We start from the raw sequence: 5,098 nt of genomic DNA on the forward strand, positions 1-5,098 counted from the left end.
TTTCATCCCCGGATTAAAATCACGGGGCTTTCAAGCTCCCGATCTATTCCCGTAAGACGCCGCCGGAACTCCAGTCGGGGTTTTCGGTGACGCTGGGGAGACCGGCTAAGTCGCGGAACTGGTTGACTCGTCCCAACCAGTCATCGGTGTTGGCGTCGGAGAGGAAGATCGAGCTGTCGAAGCTGGGTTGTCCGGTTTCGACGACGCCGAGAATTTCGCCGCTGTTGAGGGTAATTCGTCCGTCGGTCCAGGTGAGAAGGTCGGATATCGAGATATCTTGTGCGGAGAAGGCGATTTTATCTCCTGCGGCGGCGTCGAAGTCCTGGAGTCGGTCGGCGAGGGAAATGTCGGATACGGCGCCGTCGCGACTGAGGAAGAATATGTCTGCGCCATCTCCGCCGATGAGGGTGTCGGTTCCTAGACTGCCGGAGATGGTGTCGTCGCCGCGTTCTCCTGCGACGAGGTCGTTGCCGTTGTCGCCGAGAAGAATGTCGTTGTCTTGACCGCCGAATAGGGAATCGTTGTTCTCGCCGCCTCGTATGACGTCGTCGCCGAGGTTGCCGAAGAGGAAGTCGCCGCCGTTGCCGCCTTCGATGAAGTCGTTGTCGCGGCCGGCTGGGATGGTGTCGCTGCCGCCATGTCCCATGAGGCTGTCGTTTCCGGCGTTGCCGAAGATGATGCGGCTGGTGTCGTCGTCGTTGTAGCGATCGCTGCCGCCTTTTAAGGCGATGGCGTCGATGCCGATGGAGTTGAATAGGAGGTCTTGTTGGCTGCTGGGTATTTGGCTGTAGGTGATGAGGTCGTCGCCGTCGCTACCGATGGCGAAGTCGTAGTCTGTGGCGGTGATGATATCGGTAAAACTCATGGTCTTGTTTTCCGGTGTTGGGTTTTTATATTTATGGGTTTGGAGATTCTGTTTTTTGGATGTGATACTTTCTATTTCCTCGTTCTGTTAGATAGGAATTCCGGACGTTGAGTCGAGGTGCGAATATCGGATTGGGTCAATCGATCGATCGGAATCTCGTGGTTTTAGGGTTGCGGTTTTAGTTTTATTATAGATTTTGGGTCAAAAGTTTTCGGGGGAGGGAGTTTACGGGATCGTTTTGGATAAAAAAACACCGGATTTCTTAAAGGAATCCGGTGTCTAAGTCTGTTGTGTTGGTTTAACGTTTGGTTTCTACAATGGTCATGATGCTCTGTAAGGTTCCGTCTGGGGTAAAGCTTTGGGTGGTGCGGACGCGATATCCGTCGGCGACTAAATGGATGAGTTCGATCGCCCGCAAAGTGTTCGTTTCTTTCTGCCAAATTTTAAATAATATTAAGCGATCGTCCAATTCTTTTGCCAGTGTTTTATAATTAGAAAATGGAGGATTGTCGCTGGTAATTTCCAATTCTCCATGGCTCAGGACAACCCCGACAAATTCTTGAGTTTCTGTGGAGCCGTCGGCGTAGGTTTGATGGTTGGTTTGCCGCCATTGATTCTCTTCAATACGCTGTTCTAAGACGGCGGTAAACTGTTGGAGTTTGTTGCCCTCTGGGTCGCAAATCGTCCAGGTTCCATCCCAGGTTCCGACGTGCTGGGGAAAGAGGTTGAAATCTTGAAGTTTCGGGGTTTGGGTCATTCTTCTTCTGAGTTGTTGGACGGGGAGTTTTGAGACGGGTGACGAGAAGGGTCTGAATTCCATTGTCCCTTAGATTCGGCGGCGCGTTTCGTTGGGTTCGATCGCCTTCCGTACAAGGGAATTGGTTCGTTGGGATCGGAGACTAATTCCAGTTGACGCGGCTGTTTCGGCGAGGGTTTGGCTTTCGGTTTTCGGCGACGGCGTTTCGAGGTGCGTTCTTCGGTGGTATTTTCTGAAATCACTTCGTATAAAATCGCCTGTTTGTCTGGGGTTTTTCCCTTTCGCAAGACTCGTCCGAGGCGTTGAATGTATTCCCGGGTGGAACCGCTTCCCGAGAGTAAAATGGCGATTCTGGCTTCGGGAACGTCTACTCCTTCGTTCAAGACGTGAGAGGCGACGAGAGCGCGATATTCGCCGCTGCGAAATTTGGCTAAAACCTCGTGACGTTCTTTGACGGGGGTTTGGTGGGTGATGGCGGGAACGAGAAAGTCTTGGGAAATGCGATAAACGGTGGCGTTGTCGTTGGTGAAAATTAAAAGGGGTTCTGGGTAATGTTGTGCTAAAAGATCGGCGAGGACGCGCAGTTTGGCTTCGGTTCCCAAGGCGATCGATTTGGCGGTGTGGTGCGCTTTCATGGCGCGTCGTCCTTGGGGGGATTTGGCGCTGGCTTTGACGAAATTTTGCCAGCCTTTCAAACTGCTTAAGCTGACTTTCGCCTGTTGTAAAAACTCGTTGCGCAGGGCGATCGCGTCGTCGTACTGTCGCCGTTCTTCTTGGGAGAGTTTGACTTTAATTTGTTCGATGCGATGTTCGGCGAGGGTATGTCCGGCTAAATCTTCGGGACGGCGGCGGTAGACTTCTTCGCCGATGAGATCTCTCAAATCGTCGTGTTTTCCGTCGGAACGTTCTGGGGTGGCTGTCAATCCCAGGCGATACGGCGCGATCGAATATTCGGCGATGACGCGATAGAACTCGGTGGGGAGGTGGTGACATTCATCGAAAATCGCCAATCCGTAGCGATCGCCGATCTGTTCGGCGTGAATGGCGGCGCTATCGTAAGTGGAGACGAGAATCGGCGTTCGATCGTGAGATCCTCCCCCCAGTAAGCCGATGTCGGTTTCGGGAAACGCCGCCATCAAATGGGCGTACCATTGGTGCATTAAATCCAGGGTGGGTACCACAATTAGGGTACTGCGGGGCGTTTGTTCGATGCACAACTGCGCTAAATAGGTTTTTCCGGCGGCGGTGGGAAGGACGACGACACCGCAACGTCCGGCCTGTTTCCAAGCTTGCAACGCCTCCTCTTGATGGGGATACGGCGTCATTTCCAACCGCGACACTAAATCCAGGGGAACGAAGCCTTTGGCGTCGTCTTCAAATTGCGTTCCCGCTTCCCGCAAGCGTTCTACGAGGGGACGGTAGGCGATGGCGGGAATGCGAAATTTCTCCACGCGATCGTCCCAAGTGGCGAAGTCAATCCAGGCTTTCCCCCGTGGCGGCGGGTGGAGTAACAAAGTGCCTCGATCGAACCAAAGTTTGGGAGTACGAGCCATACAATTTCGGGGTGGCGAGTCCTGTTGGGGTCTATGGAACTGAGTTTATCGAACAGTGTACTCGTGGGACGGTATTGAAAAACTCCCGGTCAGCCATGACGAATCGCCCATTGTAAGGCTTCTTCAGCGGTAGAGATTTTTCCTTCGGCGCGAGCGATGGCGATTTCCGTAAGCCAATAGCCGATTTGCGGTCCTTTGGAGAGATGGGTTTTTTCGATTAAATCTCGACCGCTGATTAACGGCTGAGGATGGGCGATCGCATCGTTCGGCGTCAGATAGCGATCGAGATAGGGCGCGATCGCCGCGAAGTCCACTCCCGAGGCTAAGGCGAACGTGGCGTAGGCGGGAAATACATCGCCGAGGGCTTTAAACCAAAAATACTGCGCTCGAACTGACATTTCCTGTAAGGCGCGATCGCTGTTCGCCTCCTCCCAAGCTCGCAGTAACGTCACCGTGGCTCGCACTTCCAACCGCGAATATTTTAAACGAAGCAGTTCGGCTTCTGCTGCTTCCGGGTCAGCATCTACCAAACTCGCTAACTTAGCCACAGACACCCCAGTAGTTTTCAGGGTAGACCGAATGGGAGACTGTAACCCTTGGGCCAGTTCCGGCCGGCGATCGACTAACCGTTTCGCCGAGCGATCGATGGGGGGCAACCGTTTCACGTCCTCCGCCGTGGCGCTGGGAAACCACACTGACAGCAATCCGTCTTCCCAGGCTTTTTCCAGCCAAGGCGTGCCGCGATCGAGCGTGAATAGATAGCTGAATTCCGAATACACCCGTTCGGCGGCGACGCGACGTAACAACGGCGCCAGTTCCCGAATCGTTTCGCGGGTGTGGGATTCTAACTCGAATTGCAACTGCGCCGCCTGTCGGTATCCCCGCAACAACCGCAGGGGATCGTCTTCTAAATTTTGTCGCGACACCATGCGAAGCTGTCGCTGTTGTAAGTCGTCGTAACCGCCGAGGGGATCGACGAGATGGCCGGTGTGGGGGTTGTAAGCGATGGCGTTGATGGTGAAGTCGCGGCGGTGTAAGTCGATTTCCAGGCTTTCGCCTTCCTGCAAGGCAAAATCGACGGTGGCGCGGGAAAATTGGTGATTTCCCTCGTCCGAGGCGGTTGGAGAGTCGGCGTTCTCGAAGACGACGCGGGCGATTTGCCGTTCGGCGTCTAAGACGACGAATCCGGCGCGATAGTGTCGGGCCAGCGATCGCGCGATTTCGACGGCGTTCTCGGGGACGACGAAATCGAGATCTAAATAATCGGATTGGCGATCGAGCAGTGCATCGCGAACCGCACCCCCCACCAAACAGGCTTCAGGGGGCAACCATTCTAAGCTAAACGGCCAGTTTTCCGGTAACAGAACCGCAGGAATGCGATCGCGTCGCTCGACAGAATTCATCTGAGTATTTGCAACAAAATGCAATTCCCCCGACAGGGGCAAATTTAAAAGCATTCGCTAGACTAGCAAAAAAGCGCAAAGACCTTTATACCATGTGTATTTGTGTTAACTGCCATTATGTCGATCGCTGCGTGACCTATCACGCCGTCGAACACCAACACCAACAACCCCATCTGACGGAAACTCCCAATTTCGAGCCAGTGGAACCGACGATTAACGTCAACATTCGCTCGGACGATAGCGAAATTCAAATGGAATGGGACGTTGTCGGCTGTGAGAGTTTCCTCGAGGAAATGGGAAAATGGGCGAAATTGCGTCCGGGGGAATTGATTCCCACCTAACGTTATGTCCCACTTTCCCCGTCACCGCCTCGATCGCATTGCGGCTGTTTCTCTTTCGGCTGCGGTGCGATCGTTGGCGTTGCAATCGTACTCACGGCTGGCGGTTTTGGCGCTACTTCTAGTGTGACCAAAAAATAATGGGATTCAAGCCCCGTCCTTCTAGGACGGCTTTCTCTGAA

6 protein-coding genes are annotated in these 5,098 nt (G+C 53.7%); 2 read left to right on the forward strand and 4 right to left on the reverse strand.

Annotated elements, in window-relative coordinates; all coding sequences use genetic code 11:
* Nucleotides 1-43: 43 nt before the first annotated feature.
* The 4 genes from ACP5D4_RS20920 to ACP5D4_RS20935 form a co-directional block, all read right to left on the reverse strand.
* Nucleotides 44-865: a calcium-binding protein gene (locus tag ACP5D4_RS20920; protein ID WP_428013545.1), complete on the reverse strand. Its 822-nt coding sequence runs from the start codon at nucleotides 863-865 to the stop codon at nucleotides 44-46.
* Nucleotides 866-1,163: 298 nt separating this feature from the next.
* Nucleotides 1,164-1,622, reverse strand: a complete 459-nt coding sequence (locus tag ACP5D4_RS20925; RefSeq protein WP_428013546.1) for a DUF3598 family protein — start codon at nucleotides 1,620-1,622, stop codon at nucleotides 1,164-1,166.
* A complete protein-coding gene (locus ACP5D4_RS20930) occupies nucleotides 1,619-3,175 on the reverse strand; it encodes a DEAD/DEAH box helicase (protein ID WP_428013547.1) in 1,557 nt (518 codons plus the stop codon). The genes ACP5D4_RS20925 and ACP5D4_RS20930 overlap by 4 nt, the downstream gene beginning before the upstream one ends.
* Nucleotides 3,176-3,264: 89 nt before the next feature.
* Complete coding sequence (locus ACP5D4_RS20935; protein WP_428013548.1) at nucleotides 3,265-4,578, reverse strand: CCA tRNA nucleotidyltransferase; 1,314 nt, start codon at nucleotides 4,576-4,578, stop codon at nucleotides 3,265-3,267.
* A gap of 92 nt (nucleotides 4,579-4,670) precedes the next feature.
* Between ACP5D4_RS20935 and ACP5D4_RS20940 the strand changes: the two genes are divergently transcribed.
* Both ACP5D4_RS20940 and ACP5D4_RS20945 read left to right on the forward strand, forming a co-directional pair.
* Entirely contained in the window at nucleotides 4,671-4,919 is a 249-nt protein-coding gene (locus tag ACP5D4_RS20940) for a Ycf34 family protein (protein ID WP_428013549.1), read from the forward strand.
* A 4-nt stretch (nucleotides 4,920-4,923) separates the two neighbouring features.
* Complete coding sequence (locus tag ACP5D4_RS20945) at nucleotides 4,924-5,046, forward strand: hypothetical protein (RefSeq protein WP_428013550.1); 123 nt, start codon at nucleotides 4,924-4,926, stop codon at nucleotides 5,044-5,046.
* Nucleotides 5,047-5,098: the final 52 nt, after the last annotated feature.

Source organism: Baaleninema sp., from assembly GCF_049974805.1.
GTDB lineage: Bacteria > Cyanobacteriota > Cyanobacteriia > Cyanobacteriales > Geitlerinemataceae > Baaleninema.